This is a genomic window from Paenarthrobacter sp. DKR-5 (assembly GCF_018531425.1).
In the GTDB taxonomy this organism is placed as follows: Bacteria; Actinomycetota; Actinomycetes; order Actinomycetales; family Micrococcaceae; genus DKR-5.
On the sequence record NZ_JAHBOI010000006.1, the window covers coordinates 169,542 to 190,340 of the forward strand.

The following is a 20,799-nucleotide window of genomic DNA, read 5'->3' on the forward strand; positions in this document are numbered from 1 at the left end:
GCGGGTCTTTCTGGCGCGGGGCGGATCAGCGGGGACTAGCGGTGCAGGGACCAACAGAAGTCATCCTGTCGGATTCTCGCACGGACCCGTCGTCCACCCCGCCGCAGCGCTGCTGCGGCGGGCGCCTATTTCAGTGCGCCCGTAGTACTTCTGGAGCAGGGGCAGGGCCGGCTCCGTTGCTCTCCGGCGCCAGCCTCACTGCCGAAGCCCGGCCGTGTCGCCGGACTGGCCGGCTGTGCGGCGGCGCTGGAACTGGTGGACGGCGGATACAAGGGGGCGGAGCCGGTCCTGGCTGAGGGCAATACCCAGGATCACGACGGCGCCGCCCGCAGGCTCGTTCCAGCTGACCGGCTCGGCGTACACGAGTGCGCCCAGCAGCACGCCCGCCAGCGGGGTGAGGTAGGTGACGCTGGAGGCATTGGCGGCACCCCATCCTGCGACCACGTTGGTATTCCACACGTAGGCCAGGCCCGTGCCGAGGGCACCAAGCGACGCGACGGCGAGCAGCACCGGGGGAGTGAGATGCACCGGCCCGGCCGCCAGGAACGGCGCCAGCACGAGCATGATGGCGGCGCCCAGGCCCACTTGGGCGGCCGCGACCGCGAGGGACGGCAGGCCCAGCGGCGACACGAAGCGACGAAGGTAGACGAACCCGGCGCCGTAGCACGCCGTTGCTCCCAGGCAGGCGAGATCCGCGCCCAGGGCCGTGCCGGAGGCGATGCCCCAGGGAGCGATGATCAGCACGACCCCGGCGAAACCGGTGAGGAGGCCCGCGAACTGCAACCGGCCCGGCCGTTCCGCTCGCAGGGCGGCGGCCGTTGCGAGCAGCGTCATCAGGGGAGTGGCGGCGTTGAAGATGCTCGCCAGGCCCGAGGAGATGTGTTCCTCGGCCCAGGCAAAAAGCAGAAAGGGAACGACGCACAGCAGCACGGCCACGACGCCGAGGTGGCCCCAGACCGTGACTGGCAGGCCCACCCTGTGGCGGGTCGCGGCGGCGGCGATCCCCAGAGCCGCGGCGCCGAAGACCAGCCGGCCGAGAACCACCTGGGCCGGGGAGAGTCCCTCGAGGCCCGCCTTGATGAACAGAAAGCTGGCGTCCCAGGTGAGAGCCAGGGCCAGGTACTGGATGAGCACTCGACGGGGCTTCCGGATCGCGATGGTGGTCATGGTTCCTTCTTTCTCAGCTTCGCAGCCTGGTCGTGAACACTTCGCAGGGAAAACGGCCGCCGGGGCGTGAAAGTGAGATGGGGCGTGCCCTCAGCCGGCCGAAGCGCCGTACCGCTGGCTGCGATTGCGGCCGGTGCGCTTGGCGGCATACAACGCCTCGTCCGCGCAGGCGACCAGCCCGTCGTTCCCTGAGTCGCCCAGTTCGCATACTCCTGCCGAGACGGTCAGCCAGCCCACGTCGCCGAACGCGGCGGTGGCCACCGCGGCCCGGGCGCGCTCGGCGGCTTGGAGCGCATGCCCGCCGGTGGTTCCCGGCAACAGCCAGACGAACTCCTCGCCGCCCAGACGTGCCATCATTTCGCCCTCGCGTGCGACCCGCTTCAGGCGCGCCGCCACTTCTACGAGGACCGTGTCGCCCACCGGATGCCCGAAGCCGTCGTTGACGCGTTTGAAGTGGTCGATATCCAGCACGACCGCGCTGAGCGCCCCGCCCACTGCCGCTGCCCGGGCCGTTTCGCTGGCCAGGCGTTCCTCAAAGGCCCTGCGGTTGGGCAGACCGGTCAGCCCGTCGGTGCTGGCCTGCAGCTCCAGAGTCGACCACGCTTCGGAGTTTCCGATCGCGATTTCCACCAGCTCGGCGAATTCGGCCAGCCTCTCCAGCATGGCGGGCGTAACCCCCGCGGCCGACGTCGAGGCCAGCGAGATGGCGCCCCACAGTTCCCCGTGCACGCGGATCGGCGCGGCGGCACCGGCGTGGAACCCGACCGCCAGCAACTGCTCACTGGCGAGGCCGCCGGAGGGGGCGTAATTCACCAGTGCGGGCTTGCCCGTCAGAGCGACCTGGCCAGCGGCCGACATGTCTGCGGGACCGAAGGTTTGAAGTCGGCTCAGGGCGCCCGGCAGCGCCGGTGCCATGGCCACTATCTCAGCGGTGCCCGTACCGCTGAAGCGCACGACTGCGGCCACATCCACCAGGAAAAGGTCCTGCAGCACGGATGCGACGCGTTCGGCAATGTCGGCGGGTGCCGCGCTGCGCGCCACCGCCGTGGCAATGTCGTGCAGCGCGGCCCAGGTCTGCTCCCGCTGCAGCCGGTCGGTGACGTCGACGGCAACAACGATCCCTGCCGTGATGGCGTCCCCGGACCGGACCGGGGCGGCCGTCAGCGTGAAGGTGCGGTGACCAATGGTTCGCTTCCACGTTCTCTCGTGGCCGCCCAGAGCCGCCCGGTAGCGCGGCTCAAGCTCTTCGGCGAGCCCGGGGTCGAGGGCCTCGTGGATGGTGCGTCCTTCAAGCTCGACCTGGCGGTGGCCGAACGTGGCCAGTTCCTGGCCTTCGGCGATGATGTACCGAAGGTCGGCGTCGAACAGCAGGACAAAGACGCCGGGCACGCTGCGGGCAAGGGCGCGGTATCTGTCAGCGCTCTCCCGTTCCCGGCGTTCGGCCAACGCGCGCCGGGTGATATCGGTGACCAGGACGAAGAAGCCGGGGACTCGCGCGGCGCTCCCGTCCGGCACGTAGGACACCTGGAATTCGCGGGTCTCGCCGCCCGCGTTCGTCATGGTGCGCCTGAACAGCTGCGGCTTGCCCGCCAGCACGGCCCGGACGGAGGGGAGAGTCTGGGCGTACGGCTCCTCGCCCAGCAGGTCGCTCAAGTGAATGCCCTGAAGCTGCTCAGGTCCCAGACCGAACCAGTCGGTGTAGGCGGCATTCGCCAGGCGGTTGCGCAGGTGTCGGTCCCAGTAGCCAACCATTGCGGGAATGTGGTCGAGCGCCGCCCGCTCCAGACCGGACAATGGATGCGCCCGGCTGTCTGCGCGATCGGGTGTGCGGCTGTCCATCTACACAGTATCCAATGGCTCCGGTGCCGCACCGAATTGCCGCCCTGAAGTGGGCTAAGCGGCCTTCCGCGTGCCCGCCGTGCCCGCTAACGTTTCCAGCAGCATCCCGGCCAGTGGAGGAGTCACGCATGAGCTCGCAGCAGCCATCGCCTGTCCCGGATACGCCGCCCGACGACGTCGTGGCGACGCTCCTCGCCGCCGGCTGCGTGTTCGCCGAGGAGGAGGCCCGGCTGCTGCGTTCCGCGGCAGGATCAGCGGGGGAGCTTGAAAACATGGTGCGCCAGCGGGTTGGCGGGCTGCCGCTCGAACAGATCGTCGGCTGGGTCGGGTTCTGCGGGCTGCGGGTCGCCGTCGAGCCCGGCGTCTTCGTGCCGCGGCAGCGGACGCGGCTGCTGGTGCGCCAAGCTGCATTGCTGGGCCGCCCGGGAACCGTGGTCGTGGACCTTTGCTGCGGGAGCGGAGCCGTCGGGGCCGCCGTGGCAGCTGCCGTGCCGGGGATCGACCTTTTCGCTGCCGATATCGGGGCGGACGCCGTCCGGTGTGCACGCCGCAACCTTGAGGGCATCGGCGCAGTCTGCCAGGGGGATCTGTTCGAGGCCCTGCCGGGACGCCTGCGCGGGCGCGTCGACGTGCTCGTCGCCAACGCTCCCTATGTGCCTACGGCCGAGATCGCGCTGATGCCGCCGGAGGCCCGCCTTCATGAGCCGCTCGCAGCGCTCGACGGCGGCTCCGACGGCTTGGCGGTCCAGCGACGGGTTGTTGCCGAGGCACCGGAGTGGCTTTCCCCGGGCGGAGCGCTGCTGGTCGAGACCAGCCGGCGGCAGGCGCCGGAAACCGCCGCAGCCTTCGTCCGTGCGGGGCTCTCGGCCCGCACAATCTCTTCCCGGACGCGCGGTGGGACCGTCGTCGTCGGCACTGCGGCTGCCGGTTCCGCGTAGGCCCCGCCCGCGTTCAAGGAAGCGCTGTGGTGAGCGGAGGTGCGTCAGTGTGGGAGCGCGCACGCATCAGTGGGACGTGAGTGCCCCGGACAGGAATCGAACCTGCGACCAAGAGATTAGAAGGCTCCTGCTCTATCCGCTGAGCTACCGAGGCTAAGCCCGGAAAAGCTGCTTCTTCCGGGCCGCTTCTTACGATATCAAGTCGCACCGCGCGGAACGGCCGCGGCCCGCTGCGACGCCGCGCGCCCGGCCGTTCGGCCTATCGACCGGGCGTGAGGCAGGGACTATGCTGGCGCGCACCATGTAGCCGGAACGAGGATAAGGGAGTTCCCGATGGACCTGAATGAAGTGCGCGAGGGCATGGATGTTTTCGACGCAGCGGGCAAGAAGGTCGGCAAGGTCAGGACGGTGCGCGCCGGGGACCCGGATGCGGTCCCGGACGAGGGCCGGCCGCGCGAGGGTGACCTGCCCGGCTGGTTTGCCCACCTGTTCAGCGAAGCGCAGGACCTGCCCGACGAAGAGCGCCAGCACTTGGTCCGGGAAGGCTACATCCAGGTGAATGCCCCGGGCTTTGAGCAGGATTTCTACGAGGAGTCCGGCTCGGTCGACCGGGTCGAAGGCGACGCGGTGTATCTGAACATCACCCATCATCACTGAGCCACGCTGCCCGCTTGTCCGCCACAGCACCGGAGCGGAGCGCGGCCGTCCACATAGGGACCGGTGCTGCTGTCCTCCGGGCGGGTGTCTGGCTGAGGCTGGTGTCATTCGGAACAGCCGGGGGCCGCCCGGCCCAAAGATCCGGCCCAGAGATCCGGCCCAAAGATCCGGCCCAGAGAAAGGCAGCAGCGATGAGCGATTCGATGACCATCCGCGGTTTTGTGGCAACGGAAGTCAACTCAAGGACGACGCCGGGAGGCACCATGGTGGCCTCATTCCGGCTCGGCGCGACGGAACGCAAGTACGACCGCGACGCGCGGGTCTGGATCGACGGACCGACCAACTGGTTCACCGTGTCCGCCTACCGGCAGCTTGCCAGCCACACGTCCTGCAGCATCAAGAAAGGCCAGCCGGTCATCGTGGTGGGCAGGCTGAGGATCCGGCAGTGGGAGAAGGACGGCAAGCAGTTCACCTCCACCGAGATCGATGCCGAAGCGCTCGGCCATGACCTGATGTGGGGCTCGGCCAATTTCGTGCGGGACATCGCCAAGGGCGGCGAAGGCGCGGGCAGGAATTCGCCTGCGCCGCGGACCGAGCCGGCTCCGGGAGCCGAGGAGGGAAGCGGGCCGGAGCAGGCGCGGGAGCCGGCGGCCCCGCTGGGAGAGGAGCAGGCGCCGGACCCCGAGCCGGTCTTCTGACGGAAGCCTGCGCCGGGACCAGGCTTCGGAATGTGTGTTCCACCCGGGGACCCACTAGCCTTAAGGCATGGCGGAATTTATCTACACGATGACCAAGGCCCGCAAGGCTGTGGGCGACAAGGTCATCCTCGACGACGTAAGCATGTCCTTTTATCCCGGCGCAAAGATCGGCGTCGTCGGGCCCAACGGTGCCGGTAAGTCCACCATCCTGAAGATCATGGCCGGGCTGGACACCCCCTCGAACGGCGAGGCGCGGCTGAGCCCTGGCTACACGGTCGGCATCCTGCTCCAGGAACCGCCCCTGAACGAGGAGAAGACGGTCCTCGGCAACGTCCAGGAGGGCGTCGCCGAGATCCATTCGAAGCTGGAGCGGTTCAACCAGATCTCCGAGGAGATGGCCAGCCCGGACGCCGACTTTGACGCCCTGCTGGAAGAAATGGGCAAGCTGCAGGAAGCAATCGACGCCGCGGACGCCTGGGATCTCGACTCCCAGCTCGAGCAGGCCATGGACGCGCTGCGCTGCCCGCCGCGGGACGCCGACGTGTCCGTCCTCTCCGGCGGTGAGCGCCGCCGTGTCGCGCTCTGCAAGCTGCTGCTGCAGAAGCCGGACCTGCTGCTGCTCGACGAGCCGACGAACCACCTCGACGCCGAGAGCGTGCTGTGGCTGGAGCAGCACCTGACCAGCTACCCCGGGGCGGTCCTGGCCGTGACCCACGACCGGTACTTCCTGGATCACGTTGCCCAGTGGATCGCCGAAGTGGACCGCGGGCACCTCTACCCGTACGAAGGCAACTACTCCACGTACCTGGAGAAGAAGCGCGCCCGGCTCGAAGTGCAGGGCAAGAAGGACGCGAAGCTCGCCAAGCGCCTGTCCGAGGAACTCGACTGGGTCCGTTCCAACGCCAAGGGCCGCCAGACCAAGTCGAAGGCCCGCCTGGCCCGCTACGAGGAGATGGCAGCGGAAGCCGAGCGGACGCGGAAGCTGGACTTCGAGGAAATCCAGATCCCGCCGGGACCGCGGCTCGGGCAGATGGTCATTGAAGCCACCGGCCTGCGCAAAGGCTTCGGGGACCGCGTCCTCATCGACGGCTTGTCCTTCTCGCTGCCGCGCAACGGCATCGTGGGCGTCATCGGCCCCAACGGCGTCGGCAAGACCACCTTGTTCAAGACGATTGTTGGCCTGGAACCGCTCGACGGCGGGGACCTGAAGATCGGCGAGTCGGTCAAGATCTCCTATGTCGACCAGTCCCGCGGCGGCATCGACCCGAACAAGTCGCTTTGGGAGGTCGTCTCCGACGGGCTCGACTACATCCAGGTCGGCCAGGTCGAGATGCCCTCGCGCGCCTACGTCTCGGCGTTCGGCTTCAAGGGCCCGGACCAGCAGAAGAAGGCCGGCGTGCTCTCCGGCGGTGAGCGCAACCGGCTGAACCTGGCGCTGACCCTCAAGCAGGGCGGAAACCTGCTGCTGCTCGACGAGCCCACCAACGACCTGGACGTTGAAACCCTGAGCAGCCTGGAGAACGCGCTGCTCGAATTCCCGGGCTGCGCCGTGGTCGTCTCGCACGACCGCTGGTTCCTGGACCGGGTGGCTACGCACATCCTGGCCTACGAAGGCACCGAGGAGAACGAGGCGAGCTGGTACTGGTTCGAGGGCAACTTCGAATCGTACGAAGAGAACAAGGTGGAGCGCCTCGGCGTCGACGCCGCGCGCCCGCACCGGGTGACGCACCGCCGCCTCACCCGCGACTAGGCCCTGCCCGGCCGCGACAGAACTGCTCCGCACTGATGACGCGGTTTCCCGCCTGCGACACGCCTCATGGCGCGTCGCAGGCGGGAAACCGCGTCATTTCTGCGTCCGGCAGGGTGCTGCTTCGACCGCCGTCTGCGGTCAGCGGTGCTCGGCGAGGGTTCCCTCCGGAATACGGATCATCCCCTCCTGCGCCACCGAGGCGACGAGCACGCCGTCGCGGTTGAAGAACCGGCCGGTGGACAGTCCGCGGGCCCCCTGAGCGCTGGGGGAGTCCTGCACGTACAGCAGCCATTCGTCCACGCGCACTGGCCGGTGCCACCACATCGCGTGGTCGAGGCTGGCCACGTTCAGTCCCTTGGAGATCCAGCTCAGCCCGTGGCGCCGCAACGAGGGCTCCAGCAGCGTGTAGTCGCTCGCGTAGGCCAGTGCGGCGCGGTGAAGGTTCGGGTCCTCAGGCATCGGGCCGAAGGTCTTCATCCAGACCGCCTGCTGTGCCACCCGCTCGCCCTGCACGCTGACGTAAATGCCGCCGTCGACGTGGCGGACATCGAATGGCCGGTCGTTGGCCCAGGACTTGGCCACGGGGTGGTCGAACCCGCCAAGTAGGTCCGCCGTGCTCGGCAGCGATTCAGGGTCCGGCATGTCCTCCGGCATGGCGGCCTGGTGGTCGATCCCGCTGTCCGGCGTCTGGAACGAGGCGATCATCGACAGGATCGGCACGCCGTTCTGGTAGGCATGCGAGCGGCGGGCCGAGAACGAACGGCCGTCCCGCAGCCGCTCCACCCCGAAAGTGATCGGCTGCTCCGCATCGCCGGGCCGGAGGAAATACCCGTGCATCGAGTGCACGGGCCGGTCCGCGTCCACGGTGCGGATGGCTGCGATCAGGGACTGGGCGAGCACCTGGCCGCCGAAGACGCGCTGCCGGGGCTGGCGCTCGGACACACCGACGAAGATGTCCTCGTCGGTCTGCGCGCCGTCGGCGTTGCTCAGGTCCAGCAACTCCAAGAGGTTGGCGGTCGGGTCCGGCAGCTCCGCGGAAAGGCTCATAGCATGACTTTAAAGGGACGCGGGGCGGGCACCCAAAACGGCAGCCGGTCCGGCGATTCCACGGCGCGGCTATGCCTCTGCGAAGATGGAAAACATGTCCGCACCGCTGCAGTTCCCGCTCCAGGTCCGTTTCCGCGACGTCGACGCCTACGGCCACGTCAACAACGCCACCTACTTCACCTACCTCGAGGACGCCCGGAGCCAGCTGATCCACACCTCCCTTGGCAGCGCGGCCGGCGGCGGCGCGACGGCCGAGCAGACCTTCGAGCAGCTCGTCGGCGAGGAAAACTTCGTGCTGGCCGCCCGGCACGAGATTGAATACTCGGCGCCGCTGCTGTACCGGCCCCACCCGGTGCATGTCGAGATCTGGGTGACCCGGATCGGCAGTTCCAGCTTCGACTTCGGGTACCGGGTGGCCGAGGACGACGGCTCGACCGTGTACGCCGTCGCCTCCTCCAGCATGGTGCTGGTGAGCCGGGCGACCGGTAAGCCGGTGCCGCTCAGCGAGGCCCAGCGCCACGCCTTGGAAACCTGGCTGGGCGGCGACGTTCCGTACCGGCCCCGCCGCGACACCGCCCCCGCACAGGGCTGAGCCGCCGGTGGCAACCCCGGCTGAGCTGGTTCTCGCCGACCCGCGGACCGCAGCGGACCTGCGCACCTTCGTTACCCGCGCCCGGGCGGCGGAGGACGGCGCGGTGCGCCTGCAGGCGGGCGGGAAGGTCCTCGCCGCTTATGTGTGCGTGATGCGCCCGCGCCTGCTGGGCGAGGCTATGCCGACCATCCTGGGCCTGCGCACCATGCCGCTGGCCGATCCGGCCGAGGTGGATGTGACCGTCCCGCTCGCGTCCGTGGCGGACCGGCTCGCGCGGATGGGGGTCGACGACGCCGTCCTGCCGCTGCCGCCGGTAGGCGCCAACGAGGCCTGGGCGGCCGTGAGCCCGCCGCGCGGCGGCTGGTCAAGGACCGGGGAGCTGGGCACCGATGAACTGATCGCCGCCGCGAAGGCAGGGGTCCGCGATGTGGCGGACACGGTGCCGGCAAATCCAGGCGCACTGATCGTCAACAATGTCCGGGCAACCGTTTGGGGCCGGCCGCTGCCGGACGCGCCGCAGGTTCCGGCCGGGGCGGCGTTCGCTGGGTACGCCCTCGGTTTCTGGGCTCCCGGCGGCACCGCGTCCGTCTACGAGGAGGCCCGCTGGGTGCGGATCAGCACCGCGCAGGGCCATGTCCTGGTGCGCCCCGCAGCCAGCCTCTGAACCGCCAGCCAACCCGCAGGGCGGAGCTGTTGGAGCTCAGGCGCTGTTGACCATCGAGTGCGCCGCGCGCTCCAGATAGTCCCAGAGCGTGCCCTCCTGCAGGGGCGGGAGCTCCAGTGCGTCGACGGCGGTCCGCATGTGGGCCAGCCACCGGTCCCGGGCCCGGGGTGTCACCTCGAAGGGGGCGTGCCGCATCCGCAGCCTGGGGTGTCCACGTCGTTCGAGGTAGGTCCGCGGGCCGCCCCAGTACTGCTCCAGGAACAGGGTGAGGCGCTCCCTGGCCGGTCCCAGATCTTCCTCCGGGTACATCGGACGCAGCAGTTCGTCCTCGGCGACGCCCTCGTAGAAGACATCGACGAGTTTCACGAAGGTCTCGTGTCCGCCCACTGCCTCATAGAAGTTTTCGGTGTAGGCAGGCTGGTCCAACGGCCGCCCGACGGGCACAAGCCGGGCGAGCGGCGCGCCGAACCGGGAAGGGATGGGGGTGCCCCCCTCGGCGTCGTCGGGACGGGGGCCGGCAGGATCACGGGAATCGGACATAACCCTATTCTCCAGCCTTTTGCTCGGGCGCAGCGTCGGGGGAGGTCTCCGGGCCCGCTCCGGCCGGTTCCGGCGCCACGTAGGTGCCCTGGGACCGGTTGCCGACCCGGAGGATCTCTCCGTTGCGCAGGTACCAGACGGCGCCGTCGTCGCCCCGGACACGCGTGATGCGCAGCCCCAGCGACTCGACCACGCCCACGACCTCGCCGCATTCGATGACGTCCCCGATGCCGAACTGGTCCTCCAAGGTGATGAAGATGCCGGACAGGAAGTCCCGGATGAGCTGCTGGGCGCCGAAGCCGACGGCCACGCCGAGGATGCCAACGCTGGTGAGGAGGGTCGCGACGGGCATGCCCAGGGTCTGCAGCACGGTGATGACCACGACGGTGACGATGACGACGGTAATCACGCTGCGCAGCAGGGACCCGATCGTCTCGGCCCGCTGCACCCTGCGGGCGTGGTCCAGGGTCCGCAGCACCGGCGCCGCCCAGCGGAAGTGGGGTTTCTTGAACATGGCGTACCCGTTGGTGATCCTGTTGACGATTCGTGAGATCACGAACTGGGCGCCGGCCCAGACGAGCAGCCCGACCAGGACGACCCAGCCGGCGCCGGCCAGTATGTGCCAGTCGTTTTCCCAGTTGCCTGTCACCTATGTTCCTCCTGCGGTTGGTCGGGGCCGCCGCAGGCCCGGTGGGCGGCGGCCGGAGCTAATGACCCATCAAGCCTAGCTTTGTAGTCTGGGAGGATGCGCATCCTGATCCTGGGCGGAACGGTTTTTCTCTCGGCACATACCGCGCGTGAAGCGGTGCAGCGCGGCCACGAGGTCACCTGCCTCGCGCGAGGTGTGTCCGGGCGTGTCCCGGAAGGCGCCACGCTGGTCGCCGCGGACCGTTCCGATGGTACGCGCGCCTACGACGGGCTCGACGGCGACTGGGACGCCGTCGTCGACGTCTCCTGGCAGCCGGGCCATGTGCGCGAGGCGCTGAAAGTGCTGGCGCCGCGGGCGCGGCACTGGACGTATGTCTCCAGTTGCTCCGTCTACGCCGACCATGCGGTTCCGGGCCTGGGCGAGGAAGCTGTGCTGCTGCCGCACCACTCGGGCGCCGAGGCAGGACCCGGGGACTACGGCGAGGCCAAGGTTGCCTGCGAGCAGCTCAGCGTGGAGGCGGTCGGCTCCCGCCTGCACATCAGCCGCCCGGGCCTGATCGGCGGACCGGGCGACGGCAGTGACCGGTTCGGCTACTGGCCTGCGCGGTTCGCGCGCAGTTCCGAGCCCGCCGTAGTCCCTGACACCCCGGAGACGCTGGTGCAGGTCATCGATGTGCGGGATCTGGCGGCGTGGCTCATCGACGCGGCCGAAGAAGGCGTCACCGGGCCGTTCAACGCAGTGGGCCGCCCGACCGAGTTGCGCACGGTGCTCGGCGCGGCGATGGAAGCCTCCGGGTTCGAGGGCACCGCAGTCCCGGCGCCCGCGGACTGGCTTCAGGCGCAGGGGGTGAGGCCCTGGGCGGGCGAGGAATCGCTGCCGCTCTGGCTGCCGTCCGGCTATGAGGGTTTCGGTTCCCGGTCCGCCGCCGCGGCCCTTGAGCAGGGTCTGACGCTGCGGCCGCTGGAGGAGACGGTGGAAGCCGCCCTGGCGTACGAGCGGGAGCTGGGGCTGGACCGGCCGCGCAAGGCAGGGCTGAGCGCCGCCCGGGAACGCGAACTGGTCTCGCTCCTCCGGGCGGCGACCCGGCCCTGACGGGTCAGCAGCGCAGCCGCCCGGCTAGTCGGCTACCCGGCTAGCCGGCGCTGGGCTCGTGTCCCACCGGGAAGTTGACCGACCGGGCGATGAAGCACTTGGCGGAGGCCTCTTCATGCAGCGAATCCGCCAGTGCGGCCTGCGCCGGGTCCGCCAGCTTCACCCGCGGGTGCAGCGTGGCGGCGGTGAACTGGCCGCTGCCGTCCCGGTTCAGCACCATGGTCCCGGTGGCCGTGTCCTCGTAGCCGAGGACGACCACGCCGTGGCTGACTGCCACATGCAGGTAGGAGAGCATGTGGCACTGGGCAAGCGCCGAGAGGAGCAGCTGTTCCGGGTTCCACCGGTCCTTGTCGCCGTGGAAGGTCGGGTCCGCGGACCCGAGCAGCGCCGGAAGGCCTGCGGCCGAGACCTCATGGTCCCGTCCGTACGCGCGGTAGCCGGAGGTCCCCGTGCCGCGGTTCCCGGTCCAGCGCACTGTCACTTCGTAGGAGTGCTCGTTGCCGATGACCATTGGTGTTGCCTCCTCAGCGGGCGTCGGCGGCCTGGGCCTTCAAGGCCCGGACGACGCCGTCGCGGTTCTCCAGCAGCGTCCTCCGGACGGCCGCAGCTTCAGGGTCCAGGCCGGCAAGGAACTCGTCGGTGCGCCGCACCGTTTCCTCGCTGATCAGCCGGGAGGGGTAGAGGCCGACGAGGATCTGCTGGGCCAGGGCATGCGTGCGGGACTTCGACACCTCGGGCACCGCCTGCAGGTAGCGCTCCGCGAACGGTTCCAGCAGCGCGACGTCGTGCACGCGGGTGAACCCCTGGATGGCGGCGCCCTGGATCGCATTCGAGAGCGAGCCCTCGACGACGATCCGCTGCCAGGCGGCTTCCTTGGCTTCGGCCGTCGGAACAGCGGCGGTGGCGGCCGCCGCGGCACGCTGGCCGCTGGCGGTGTGGTCCCGCTCCAGTTCCGCGTCGATCTCGGACTGGCCGGCACGGCCGCCGGCCACCAGGGAGGTCAGCAGTTCCCAGCGCAGGTCCTGGTCCACGGTCAGGCCGCCCAAAACCCAGCTGCCCGCCAACAGACCGGCTACGTCGTCCAACTGGGCGGCCGTGCCGGCGTGCTGGGCGAAGGCCTTCACGAAGTGCAGCTGGGCGTCGGAGCCGGCCGGCGCAGCGGCGCTCAGCTCCCGGAGCCGGCCGGCCGCGTCCGCGGAGGCCTGGTCCCGGAATTCGGGTGCCACGTAGTAGTCCAGTGCCGTGGCGAGCTGGCGCAGCAGCACGGTCACCACCGTGGAATCCGATTCGAACGCGACGTTGGAGAGCACGAGGTCCACGTACTCGCGTGCGGAGGTTTCGCCGTCGCGCACGCCGTCCCAGGCGGAGGCCCAGACGAGGGTGCGCGGCAGGGACCGGTCGAAGTCCTTCAGGTGCGCCTTTGCCGTCGCGAGGGACTGCTCATCCAGCCGAACCTTCGCGTAGGCGAGGTCGTCGTCATTGAGCAGGACCAGTGCGGGCCGGGGGAGGCCGGCGAGCTCCGGCACTTCCGTGCGCGGACCGTCGACGTCGAGCTCCTCGCGGTGCGTGCGCACGAGTTTGCCGTCGGCGAGGTCGTAGAAGCCGATCGCGAGCCGGTGCGGACGCAGCGTGGGCTGCTCTTCGATGGCGCTCTGCAGGACGGCGAAGGAACGGATCGTGCCGTCCTCGGCCAGGTCCAGGTCCGCCGCGAGGGTGTTCACTCCCGCGGTTTCCAGCCACTTCTCCGACCACTGCTTCAGGTCCCGGCCGCTGGCCGCCTCAAGCTCGGAGAGCAGGTCCGTCAGTTCGGTGTTCGCGTACGCGTGCTTGGCGAAGTATTCGCGCACGCCGGCCATGAACTGCTCCTGGCCCACCCAGGCAACGAGTTGCTTGAGCACCGACGCGCCCTTGGCATAGGTGATCCCGTCGAAGTTGACCTCCACGTCCTGCAGGTCGTTGATCTCGGCGAAGATCGGGTGCGTCGTGGGCAGCTGGTCCTGCCGGTAGGCCCAGGACTTCTCCAGCGACGCGAAGGTGGTCCAGGCGTGGCTGAATTCGGTGTTCTCCGCCGCCGCGAGGTGTGACATGTACTCGGCGAAGGACTCGTTCAGCCACAGGTCGTTCCACCACTTCATGGTGACGAGGTCACCGAACCACATGTGCGCGAGCTCGTGCAGGATGGTGATGGCGCGCCGTTCGATGACGGATTCGGTCACCTTCGAGCGGAACACATAGGTCTCCAGGAAGGTGACGGCCCCGGCGTTCTCCATGGCTCCGGCATTGAATTCGGGGACAAAGAGCTGATCGTACTTTTCGAACGGATACGGAGTGCCGAACTGCGCCTCGAAGAACTCAAAGCCCCGGCGGGTGAGATCGAAGACATTGTCGGCGTCCATGTACTGCATCAGGGACTTGCGCGCGAAGACGCCCAGCGGGATCGTCCGGCCGTCGGCGCTGGTGAGCTCGCCGCGCACCGACTGGTACGGTCCGGCGATGAGGGCGGTCACATACGAGGACAGGACCGGAGTCGGCTCGAAGGACCAGACCGAGCGGGCGCCTCCGTCCTCGCCGGAGGGCGCCTGGACCGGCGCCGGGGTGGGGGAGTTGGAGATGACGTCCCAGTGCGACGGCGCCGTGACCGTGAAGCGGAAGCGCGCCTTCAGGTCCGGCTGCTCGAACACCGCGAACATCCGGCGCGAATCGGGGACCTCGAACTGCGTGTACAGGTACACCTCTCCGTCCACCGGGTCCACGAAGCGGTGCAGGCCCTCACCCGTGTTCATGTACAGCGCGTCGGCGACGACGGTCAGCTCGTTCTCCTCGGCGAGGGACGGCAGCTGGATGCGCACGCCGTCGCTGACCTGTCCCGGGTCCAGCTGCTCTCCGTTGAGCGTGACCGAGTGGACCGTGCTGGTGACGGCGTCAATGAAGGTGGAGCTTCCCGACACGGCACTGAACCTCACCGTCGTCGTGGAGCCGAACACTTTCCCGCCCCGGGTCAGGTCGAGGCTGACGTCATAGGACTGGACGTTCAAGAGGGCGGCGCGCTCGCGGGCTTCGGCGCGCGTCAGGTTCATGCCTGGCAAGGTTGTGCCTCCAGTGTTTGGGGTGGCCGCCGGCAGGATTGGCGCCGGCGCTCAATGCTGCCATTCTCTCACCAGGGCCCCCGGTACGGTCCGAGGGCCGGTGCGGAGGTGTGCCGTCATTTCAGCGACGAATCGAGGGTGTTGAGAATGTATTCGAGCTGCTGCGTGCTGAACGTGCCGGGGTGGCGCACGAGGAGCTTTCCGTCCGGGCCGATGATGGCGGTGAAGGGAAGTCCCGGAATCGCGTAGGCGGCTGCCGTCGTGCCCGTGCGGTCGGTAAGCAGCGGGTAGGTGGTGCCGGAGTGCCGCGCGAGGGCAGTGCCGGAGCCGGCAGGGTCGGCGACGTCGACACCGAGGAAGGACACGGCCGGCCCGAGCTCTCGGTGGGCCTTCTCGAGTGCGGGCATCTCGCTCACGCAAGCCGAACAGGTGCCCGCCCAGAAGTTGAGCACCGTGTACTTCCCGCGCTGCGCCCGCAGAGAGGTGGTGCTCTCCGGCTGTGAAAGAACCGGCAGCGTGAAGCCGGGTGCGGGCTGGTTCAGTGCCGGCGTGCCGGCAGCGGCCTCGGCGGGTTGCGGTCCGGAAACCCTGATGGAGCCGGCGTCCGGGAGCAGGTCTGCCGCCATCTGCGCCATGGCATGGGCGAACAGCGCCGTGTTGGCTGACTCGGTGCCGAACTGGCCCATCGCAACCTGCTTGCCGGACGGGTCGATGAAGAACAGTTCCGAACCGTGCGTCACCTCGCCGGTCTTCGGGTCGGTGCTGACCGGGACATAGTACTTGGCGGCCGTTGCCTTCAGCTGCGCGTCGCTGCCGGTGGCGTAGATCCAGTTCGCCGCGTTCCCGAGGCCGTGCTCCTGGGTCCAGGCCCTCACGTCGTTGACGGCGGGGTGGAAGGGGTTCACATTCACGGACAGGAAGACGACGTTCCGCGCGGCGCTGCCCAGGTCCTGGTTGGCAGCCGACACGTCCTGGGCCAGAAGCGTGCACAGGTCCTGGCAGCGGTCATCGTTGAACGAGAGGACGACGGATTTGCCGCGGAACTGGGAGAGGCTGACAGCGCGGCCGTGCTGGTCCGTGAGGTGGAAGTCGGGCGCGGTGCGCGGCGGCGCGGGAAGGACGTCGAGCTGGATGAGCTCGGATGCGGCGGTGTTGATGCCGGGCTCGACCGGCGCTGCAGCCGCCGCCGCGGCAGCGGGGTGACCGTGGCCCCCGGCGGTGAGGAAAATGCCGGCCACTGCGAGAGCGATCGCCAGCGCGGCGGCTGCCCACAGCAGGGCAGGTCCTTTGCCGGTGCCGCCGGAGGTTTGGGGGCTGTCCTGTGGGGGGACTGTCATAGGGAATGGGACCTTTCAGCGAGTTTTCGGAGGTCGGCGACCGGCCGTTCAGCGGGCGCGCCGCCGGGAGGATGCCAGCGACCGGTAAGCCACGAGGGCGTACGACGCGACGACGAGGATTCCCAGTGCGGCGGCGGTCCCGAGCGGATGCGCGCCGATCAGCGCGACCGCAGCCTGCGGGAGGCCGTTTGCCGCGGCGGTTGCGGGACCGGCGGCAGGGGAGACCAGCTCCGAGACCCAGTAGAAGGCAAGATAGGCGCCGGAAAGGAACAACACGATGCCGGATAAGGCGGGCAGCCAGCGGCCCGCTGAGCGGAACCTGCGCAGCATCACTGCCCCGGCCGTGCAGGACACGACTGCGGCGGCAGTGACGAAGAGGCCCATGCCCAGGGCGTAGGCGAGGTAGGTCGAGAACCCGTTGAGAAAGCCTCGGCGCAGGAACGCATTGCCGACGGAGGCGAGGAACAGCGGCAGCGAACAGGTCAAGGATCCAATGGCGTACGTGGCGCCGTAGCCCGCCATGGCCGTCAGCGAGCGGCCCGCGGCAACGCCCGGAACGGGCAGCGGAAGGCGCGGCGGCCTGCCTGCCAGAGTGAGGGCGCCGGCGGCGGCCAAGGCCAGCCCCACCGCGGCCATCGCCCACGGCAGCCACTCGGTGACGATTTGGGCTCCTGTTTCAATGAGCAGCCCCAGCGCGCCGAAGACGAGGATGAAGCCTACCGTCACCCCTGCCCCGGACAGGAGGGCGCGTGCCACCCGTGGCACCACAGGAGCGGTCCGGCCTTCAGCTCCGCCGCTGAACAGAGAGAGGTAAGCCGGCAACAGCGGGAAACCGCACGGGTTGAGTGCGGCGGCGAGCCCGAGCGTGAACGCGTAGAGGGGCGAGCCTCCGTCGAGGGGTGCGGTCACCTCAGCTCCTGCCTTCCGTGCGGCCCTCGAGGCTGCGCAGGTATGCGTTGTAGGCCTCCAGGTCCGCGTCGCCGTTGCGCCCCTTGCGGCGCTCCGCGGAGCGGGTGGAGCGTGCCTCGGACTTCTGCCACTTCATGACCAGGGCGCCGAGGACCAGCAGCGTGGGCAGCTCCGTGAAGCCCCAGGCGATGCCGCCGCCGGTGGCCTGGTCGGCGAGGGGCTGGATGCTCCAGCCCGGTATGGGTGCCGCGTAGAAATGCACAATCAGCCCGGTGGACATCATGACGACGACGCCGAAGAAGGCGTGGAACGGCGTGGTCGCGGCGAGTTCCAGGATGGGGAGGACCGCCCGGGCCGAGCGGCGCACCCCGCCGGATGCCTGCCGCGGGGAGGGATCGACGCCGAGGATGCCCCAGAAGTAGAGCAGGCCGATCAAAAGGAAGTGGAGCAGCATGAGGTTGTGCCCCCACCAGGTTCCCATCAGGAAGTCGAACACCGGGGTGAAATACAGCCCGTACAGGCTCATCAGGAACAGTGCCGTTGTCACCGCGGGGTGGGCGAGGACGCGGGCGCCCCGGGTGTGCAGGAGCCAGAGCACAGCCCGCCGCGGTGCGCCGCGCCGTCCCCGGCCGGCGGGAAGCGCCCGCAGCAGCAGGGTGACAGGTGCCCCCAGGGCGAGGAGGACAGGGGAGAGCATGCTGAGCACCATGTGCTGGACCATGTGGACGCTGAACAGTTCCATCCCGTATCCGTCGACGCCGGTCGCCGTCACGGCGAGGAAGGTCCCGATGCCGAGGACCCAAAATACTGTCCGCGGGAGGGGCCAGCGCACGCCCCGGCGGTGCAGCACGAGCAGCCCTGTGAGATAGGCGCCGAGCAGGAACGCGCCGAACAGCGGCAGCACCGGGACAGGTTGCGGGTGCCAGGCCAGGACCCGCTCGACCGTCGGGGGAAGCGCCGGCATCCACATCGGCCCGGTCATCCCGGGTCCGCTGGCGCCGCCGGGCATGGACAACGGTGTCATCCCTACAGCCCGAGCAGCAGGCCGTCAGCCACCGACGGTTCGCCGGCGGCCCGTGCGAACAGTTCGAAGCCTGCAGCTACCTGCGCCTGCTCGGCGGCGGTGAGCCGTTCCATGATGGCAGCGATGTCCCTCCGCCGCGCCTCGGTGACGTCGTCGACGTGTTTGAGGCCTTCGTCCGTAGCTTCGATGAGCACTTCCCGCCTGCTTCCCGGGCTGGGCCGGCGGGTGATGAGCCCGGCTGCCTCCATGCGGTCGGCTGTCCGGCTGAAGCTGGACTGGTGAAGGCCGAGCCGGTGAGCCAGGTCACCCATCCGGCTCGGACCTTGGGATGCGAGCAGGACGAGGACGCGGAACTGGGGGAGGCTCACAGTGTCGGCGATACCCGCCAGCGAGCGTGCAATCACTCCCACCATTGCCCGTGACGCAGTCAGCGCAGGGTCCACGGGTCCTCCGGCCGTGCGTGCTTCAGTGGCGGTCACAGACCCGACCTTTCGATAGCGGTGGTGCAAACTCTTATCACCATACATATATTATCGGTGTACAACCATTGTCCCAGTACATCCGTTGCGCCGCGCAACGCTTGAGGAGTGCCGTGTCCGCCTTGCCAACCGCCCCCGTCGTGCAGCGCCAGGCCCGCCTGCCCAGGACCATGTGGGCCCGACTGGGGTCGAGTTCCTCCGGGCTATCGCTGCTCGCGGTGTGCGTCGGTGCCGGAGCCGGGCTGGCGGCGGTCGGGTTCCGGTGGCTGATCACGGCTGCCACCTGGTTCTTCTCCGGCTCCGCTGACTACTCCGCCAGCCACGGCCACCCGGCCCACCCCTGGCTTCCGCTCCTGGGAGCCTTCTTTGTCGTGCTTGCCCCGGCCGTCGGCGGTCTCATTCAAGGTCCGCTGGTGCAGCGTTTCGCTCCGGAAGCCAGGGGCCACGGCGTCCCCGAAGTGATGTACGCGGTGAACCAGCGCGGCGGGCGCATCGCCGGACGGGTCGCCGTGGTCAAAGCTCTGGCGTCGGCGGTCTGCATCGGCTCCGGAGGTTCGGTAGGGCGCGAGGGCCCGATCGTGCAGATCGGCTCGGCCCTTGGCTCGAGCCTGGCGCGCATCTTCCGTCTTCCCGAAACCCGGGTGCGGACCCTCGTCGCCTGCGGCGCGGCCGGCGGCATTGCTGCTACCTTCAACGCGCCGATCGCCGGCGTGTTCTTCGCGCTTGAGTTGCTGCTCTCGGACTTCACAGCCGGATCGTTCGGGGCCGTGGTCCTGTCCTCGGTGACGGCATCGGTGATCGGCCGTACCCTCCTCGGGGACGATCCGTTCCTGAAACTGCCGCCCTTCGCAGTGTCAACCGCCTGGGAATACCCGCTCTTCATCCTGCTGGGACTGCTCGCCGCCGCCGTGGGCGTCGGCTTCACCCGCGTGCTGTACAAGATCGAGGACCTCTGTGACTGGGCCTGGCGGGGGCCGGAGTGGCTCCGTCCCGTGGTCGGCGGCCTCCTGCTGGGGCTGCTGCTGCTGGCACTCCCGCAGCTGTACGGGGTGGGCTACCCCGTACTGCAGGCAGGGGTCGGCGGCAGCTACGCCCTGGGCTTCCTGCTCCTGCTCCTGGCGGGCAAGATGGTGGCGACCAGCCTGACGATCGGCGTCGGAGGCTCAGGCGGCGTCTTTGCGCCGTCCTTGTTCATCGGGGCCATGCTCGGCGCTGCCTTCGGAGAGGCAGCGGGCGCGCTGGTGCCGGGGCTGCACGGCCAGGTGGGCGCGTTCGCGCTGGTGGGGATGGGCTCGGTGTTCGCCGGAGCCGCCCGGGCGCCGATCACCGCGGTGCTCATCATGTTTGAGCTCACGGGGGAGTACACCATCATCCTTCCGCTGATGCTCGCGATCGTCGTGTCCACCGGTGTCTCCAAGGTCCTGAGCAAGGACACTATCTACACGCTGAAGCTGCACCGCCGGGGCGTGGACCTCGAGCGGCACCCCGGCACCGAGGTCCTGCGCGGGACCACCGTCGCGGCGGTCATGGACGAGAGCACAGGAGGCATCCTCTCCGGTGCGCTCCGGGTGGGTGACGGCGCGCAGCTGCTGCTCGCTTCGGGCCGCTCGGCGCTGCCGGTTACGGAACCCGGCGGCCGGTTGCAGGGCCTTGCCACGGTGCAGGGGCTCTCCGAGGTGCTCGGCAGCGACCAGGACAAAGACAGCCTGCGGCTTTCCGATGTCGTCGAGATGCCGGCGACCGTCCTGCTGACCGACACCCTCGACACCGCCTTGCAGCCGGTGCTCGACTTTGCCGCCAGCGGCGGCGTCCCGGTGACCGACGGCGACGGCGTCCTGCGCGGCTGGATCAGCCCCGACGCGGTGCTCCGGGTCCTCTCCCGCCCTGCGCCTACTCCAGTGCGTCGAGTTCGTGCCGGGTCAGCGTGAGGTGGACGGTGCGCTGCTCCACCCTGTCGATCACGTCCCCTGCGGCGTAGCTGTCGGTGCCGAAGAAGCCCTCGGCGTCGATCTTGATGTACCCCTCGCGGAACAGCCGGACGGCCATCTCCGGGGGCACCTTCGGCTCGCGGCCGGCGATGGAGCTTAGGCCCAGATTGATCAGACTGCCGGGCGCCGCGGCCAACCGGGCTTCGAACGCCGCGGCTTTCGGATCGGCAGCTTTGACCAGGTGCACCTTGCCGATTTCGTGGCCCCCGGCGTCGACCACCCTCATCCCGACGGCCACCTGCTCCAACGCCTTCATTGCCAGCTCCTCCACGCTTCCGCCCCGACCCCAGTTTGGCGCGGAGCCGGCGGAAACGGCAGAGCCGTTGGTCCCCGAAGCGTAGGC

General features: G+C 69.2%; 20 protein-coding genes and 1 tRNA gene. 8 read left to right on the forward strand and 13 right to left on the reverse strand.

Annotated elements, in window-relative coordinates; translation table 11 throughout:
* Positions 1-195 precede the first annotated feature (195 nt).
* Positions 196-1,167 (reverse strand): DMT family transporter, encoded by a 972-nt coding sequence (locus tag KIH31_RS14440; protein WP_214427833.1) that lies wholly within the window; start codon positions 1,165-1,167, stop codon positions 196-198.
* 90 nt (positions 1,168-1,257) lie between these two features.
* Positions 1,258-3,006, reverse strand: coding sequence for a diguanylate cyclase (locus tag KIH31_RS14445; RefSeq protein WP_214427834.1), 1,749 nt, complete (start codon positions 3,004-3,006; stop codon positions 1,258-1,260).
* A 128-nt stretch (positions 3,007-3,134) separates the two neighbouring features.
* On the opposite strand from KIH31_RS14445, the gene KIH31_RS14450 reads away from it, so the two are divergent.
* Positions 3,135-3,944: a putative protein N(5)-glutamine methyltransferase gene (locus tag KIH31_RS14450; RefSeq protein WP_214427835.1), complete on the forward strand. Its 810-nt coding sequence runs from the start codon at positions 3,135-3,137 to the stop codon at positions 3,942-3,944.
* An 81-nt stretch (positions 3,945-4,025) separates the two neighbouring features.
* On the opposite strand, the gene KIH31_RS14455 is transcribed toward KIH31_RS14450, so the two are convergent.
* Positions 4,026-4,098: transfer RNA gene (locus KIH31_RS14455), tRNA-Arg, on the reverse strand.
* 179 nt (positions 4,099-4,277) lie between these two features.
* Here KIH31_RS14455 and KIH31_RS14460 point away from each other — a divergent pair.
* The 3 genes from KIH31_RS14460 (at position 4,278) to ettA (ending at position 7,049) form a co-directional block, all read left to right on the forward strand.
* Positions 4,278-4,601 (forward strand): hypothetical protein, encoded by a 324-nt coding sequence (locus KIH31_RS14460; protein WP_214427836.1) that lies wholly within the window; start codon positions 4,278-4,280, stop codon positions 4,599-4,601.
* 191 nt (positions 4,602-4,792) lie between these two features.
* A complete protein-coding gene (ssb, locus tag KIH31_RS14465) occupies positions 4,793-5,299 on the forward strand; it encodes a single-stranded DNA-binding protein (RefSeq protein WP_214427837.1) in 507 nt (168 codons plus the stop codon).
* 67 nt (positions 5,300-5,366) lie between these two features.
* Positions 5,367-7,049: an energy-dependent translational throttle protein EttA gene (ettA, locus tag KIH31_RS14470; RefSeq protein WP_214427838.1), complete on the forward strand. Its 1,683-nt coding sequence runs from the start codon at positions 5,367-5,369 to the stop codon at positions 7,047-7,049.
* Positions 7,050-7,187: 138 nt separating this feature from the next.
* Here the strand turns inward: ettA and KIH31_RS14475 are convergent, their stop codons facing one another.
* Positions 7,188-8,096 (reverse strand): acyl-CoA thioesterase II, encoded by a 909-nt coding sequence (locus KIH31_RS14475; protein ID WP_214427839.1) that lies wholly within the window; start codon positions 8,094-8,096, stop codon positions 7,188-7,190.
* 94 nt (positions 8,097-8,190) lie between these two features.
* On the opposite strand from KIH31_RS14475, the gene KIH31_RS14480 reads away from it, so the two are divergent.
* Positions 8,191-8,688, forward strand: coding sequence for a thioesterase family protein (locus KIH31_RS14480; protein WP_214427840.1), 498 nt, complete (start codon positions 8,191-8,193; stop codon positions 8,686-8,688).
* A 7-nt stretch (positions 8,689-8,695) separates the two neighbouring features.
* Positions 8,696-9,352 carry a hypothetical protein gene (locus KIH31_RS14485; protein WP_214427841.1) on the forward strand — a complete coding sequence of 219 codons (657 nt, stop codon included), beginning with the start codon at positions 8,696-8,698 and terminating at the stop codon, positions 9,350-9,352.
* A 36-nt stretch (positions 9,353-9,388) separates the two neighbouring features.
* Here KIH31_RS14485 and KIH31_RS14490 read toward each other — a convergent pair whose 3' ends face one another.
* A complete protein-coding gene (locus tag KIH31_RS14490; protein ID WP_214427842.1) occupies positions 9,389-9,892 on the reverse strand; it encodes a globin in 504 nt (167 codons plus the stop codon).
* Positions 9,893-9,896: 4 nt separating this feature from the next.
* The gene (locus tag KIH31_RS14495; RefSeq protein ID WP_307857662.1) at positions 9,897-10,541 is read right to left on the reverse strand and encodes a mechanosensitive ion channel domain-containing protein; all 645 of its coding nucleotides are present in this window, start codon (positions 10,539-10,541) and stop codon (positions 9,897-9,899) included.
* A 96-nt stretch (positions 10,542-10,637) separates the two neighbouring features.
* Here KIH31_RS14495 and KIH31_RS14500 point away from each other — a divergent pair, with 96 nt between their 5' ends.
* Entirely contained in the window at positions 10,638-11,633 is a 996-nt protein-coding gene (locus KIH31_RS14500; RefSeq protein WP_214427843.1) for an epimerase, read from the forward strand.
* Between the two features lie 40 nt (positions 11,634-11,673).
* Here the strand turns inward: KIH31_RS14500 and KIH31_RS14505 are convergent, their stop codons facing one another.
* The 6 genes from KIH31_RS14505 to KIH31_RS18170 all read right to left on the reverse strand — a co-directional run bounded on the left by KIH31_RS14505 (position 11,674) and on the right by KIH31_RS18170 (position 18,468).
* Entirely contained in the window at positions 11,674-12,144 is a 471-nt protein-coding gene (locus tag KIH31_RS14505) for an OsmC family protein (protein WP_214427844.1), read from the reverse strand.
* Positions 12,145-12,157: 13 nt separating this feature from the next.
* Positions 12,158-14,710 (reverse strand): aminopeptidase N, encoded by a 2,553-nt coding sequence (pepN, locus tag KIH31_RS14510; protein WP_214427845.1) that lies wholly within the window; start codon positions 14,708-14,710, stop codon positions 12,158-12,160.
* Between the two features lie 125 nt (positions 14,711-14,835).
* Positions 14,836-16,056 (reverse strand): redoxin domain-containing protein, encoded by a 1,221-nt coding sequence (locus KIH31_RS14515; protein ID WP_214427846.1) that lies wholly within the window; start codon positions 16,054-16,056, stop codon positions 14,836-14,838.
* Positions 16,057-16,104: 48 nt separating this feature from the next.
* Positions 16,105-16,965 (reverse strand): cytochrome c biogenesis protein CcdA, encoded by an 861-nt coding sequence (locus KIH31_RS14520; protein WP_214427847.1) that lies wholly within the window; start codon positions 16,963-16,965, stop codon positions 16,105-16,107.
* Position 16,966: 1 nt separating this feature from the next.
* Complete coding sequence (locus tag KIH31_RS14525) at positions 16,967-17,989, reverse strand: cytochrome c oxidase assembly protein (RefSeq protein WP_214427848.1); 1,023 nt, start codon at positions 17,987-17,989, stop codon at positions 16,967-16,969.
* A gap of 2 nt (positions 17,990-17,991) precedes the next feature.
* Positions 17,992-18,468 (reverse strand): MarR family transcriptional regulator, encoded by a 477-nt coding sequence (locus KIH31_RS18170; protein WP_214427849.1) that lies wholly within the window; start codon positions 18,466-18,468, stop codon positions 17,992-17,994.
* Positions 18,469-18,581: 113 nt separating this feature from the next.
* Between KIH31_RS18170 and KIH31_RS14535 the strand changes: the two genes are divergently transcribed.
* Positions 18,582-20,396: a chloride channel protein gene (locus tag KIH31_RS14535; RefSeq protein WP_214427850.1), complete on the forward strand. Its 1,815-nt coding sequence runs from the start codon at positions 18,582-18,584 to the stop codon at positions 20,394-20,396.
* Here the strand turns inward: KIH31_RS14535 and KIH31_RS14540 are convergent.
* Positions 20,359-20,712, reverse strand: coding sequence for a hypothetical protein (locus KIH31_RS14540; protein WP_214427851.1), 354 nt, complete (start codon positions 20,710-20,712; stop codon positions 20,359-20,361). The two genes, KIH31_RS14535 and KIH31_RS14540, sit on opposite strands and share 38 nt — an antisense overlap.
* Positions 20,713-20,799 lie beyond the last annotated feature (87 nt).